The sequence below is a fragment of the Yersinia aldovae ATCC 35236 genome, assembly GCF_000173735.1.
Taxonomy (GTDB): domain Bacteria; phylum Pseudomonadota; class Gammaproteobacteria; order Enterobacterales; family Enterobacteriaceae; genus Yersinia; species Yersinia aldovae.
On record NZ_ACCB01000088.1, the window covers coordinates 1 to 1,957 of the forward strand.

Here is a 1,957-nt window from a genome sequence, read left to right on the forward strand (position 1 = left end):
TGCGCTGAGTGACATTGCGCAGGCACAATCGGAAGGCAAGACGCTGGAGCAAAAGGCCGCTGAGTACGTTGAGGCGGAGAACGAGCGTTATAAGAAAGAAAACTGTGGCGGGCTGAGTGCAGAAACCTGCTCAGCCAAAATGTACGATGAACGCAGGGAAGCGCTGAAAGGTACAACATCGTTTGGTGCTGATTTTGTGCCGGTTGTTGGCGATATCAAGAGCTTTGCGGAAGCTGATTCAGCTATAGGCTATCTGGCTGCGGTTGTCGGCCTGGTGCCTGGTCTGGGCGATGCGGCTGGCAAAGCGCTTAAGGCAGCAGAAACCGCGCTGAAGAAAGGTGATATTGGTGAGGCATCCCGGCTGATCAATCAGGCCAGTGATGAACTAACTGCTGCAACTCGTCCAAGTCATAGACAGTCTGAGATAGATGTAGGTGAAGGCCTCGGAGATGGTTGGCGTGAGCAAGTTACGTTTAAAGATGGAAAAGAAGTGCCTTATGGCACTAAAGGCAGCGTTCGTCCTGACTGGTGTCAGGGGAATGTTTGTAGTGTTGAGGTGAAGAATTATAACATTACGACAAATAGCAATGGCCTGATAAATAACATTTCAAAACAAGCTATTGATCGGCAGGCAAATCTGCCTGCTGGAATGCGTCAGGAGGTTGTAATCGATGTTCGTGGGCAAACAATTTCTGCGATCCAAGAAGATTCTATTATTAGAGGCATCGTTCAAAAGTCCAATGGAATAATTAAGCCCACAGATATCCAGTTTAAGAGGTAACGAGTATGAAACATGTTGGATTTATGGGAGGAAGCTCACTTGTAGAATTGGGTGACACCTCAGAAATGATTGATTTTTTGTAAGTTTTTTAGTGAAAAAATGGAGCGGTATGGAGACAGCGAATTATCAAACCGACTTTATAAAAATATATAAAACTCGAGCAGTTAGGGGCGTTAGCTCTAATAGTTAAAGAACTGAAAGTAAAGCTGTCTTCTGGTGAGGATAAGTATTTAGAATATTTATCAGGGATAGAGACGTGTATTGAATCTGCGGAACTTTTTTATAAAAGTTGGGGCATTTACCAACCCCTTAAAATCGCCGTAACCGACGTACCGTATTACATTGAAGATAAAAATCGTCCGTTAGAACAATACGATACATTAGGTCCTAACGAATCGCCATTCTGGTTACGTTAAGCAAAAAGATCCCAACCCTTGCGGTTGGGATCTTTTTATCTGTCACTTAGCCGTCAAATCCACTTCCCCACCGGCGGTCGTTTAGCCGTGATCACCTCAATAAACTCAAGGATCTGCCGCTGCTTACGGCCTGAAAGTTTAGTGACCTTCTTCAGCGTCTGCATGATCTCCGGCTCTGGCGGCGGTACAGGCAACGATTCCTGAGCGGTGAGTACCAGGCAACCGGGCATTACGCGGATCTTCAGTGGTGTACCGGTTGTAAACCCCGCATCTTCCAGCCAGTAACCTTTAAGCGTGATGGTCGGTGCGGGTTCGTGGGTCTGCCAGTCGCGGATGTAACCCACGGTATAACCTGCACAGCAATTATGACTCAGTGCAGGAACAAACCGGCATCTTCGCAGGCGCTGGCGGCTTTGATATCACCGTCGGCGAGCATACTCAGCTTGATGGCGCGGTGATTGCCAGCACTGCGGACCAGAGTAAAAACAGTCTGGATACCGGCACGCTCGGCTTCAGTGACATTGAAAATAAAGCCGATTTTAAAGCGGAACATCAAGGCGGTAGCCTGAGCAGCGGTGGCCCGGTGGGGTCTGACCTGCTGAGCAATCTGGGCGGCGTGGTGCTGTCGGGTCTGGGCAATGATGGGCACGCGGAAGGTACCACGCAGGCAGCGGTATCTGAGGGCAGCATCACTATTCGTGACACCGATAAACAACAGCAGAATGTCGAAGACCTGAGCCGCGACACCGACAATGCCAAT

At 48.7% G+C, this 1,957-nt stretch carries 1 protein-coding gene and 2 pseudogenes; 2 read left to right on the top strand and 1 reads right to left on the bottom strand.

Annotated elements, in window-relative coordinates:
• A pseudogene (locus tag YALDO0001_RS19780) lies at positions 1–781 on the top strand (DUF637 domain-containing protein); the annotation flags it as partial.
• Positions 782–1,250: 469 nt separating this feature from the next.
• Here the strand turns inward: YALDO0001_RS19780 and YALDO0001_RS19265 are convergent.
• The gene (locus YALDO0001_RS19265; protein WP_004705626.1) at positions 1,251–1,541 is read right to left on the bottom strand and encodes a SymE family type I addiction module toxin; all 291 of its coding nucleotides are present in this window, start codon (positions 1,539–1,541) and stop codon (positions 1,251–1,253) included.
• A 5-nt stretch (positions 1,542–1,546) separates the two neighbouring features.
• Between YALDO0001_RS19265 and YALDO0001_RS19270 the strand changes: the two are divergent.
• A pseudogene (locus YALDO0001_RS19270) lies at positions 1,547–1,957 on the top strand (hypothetical protein); the annotation flags it as partial.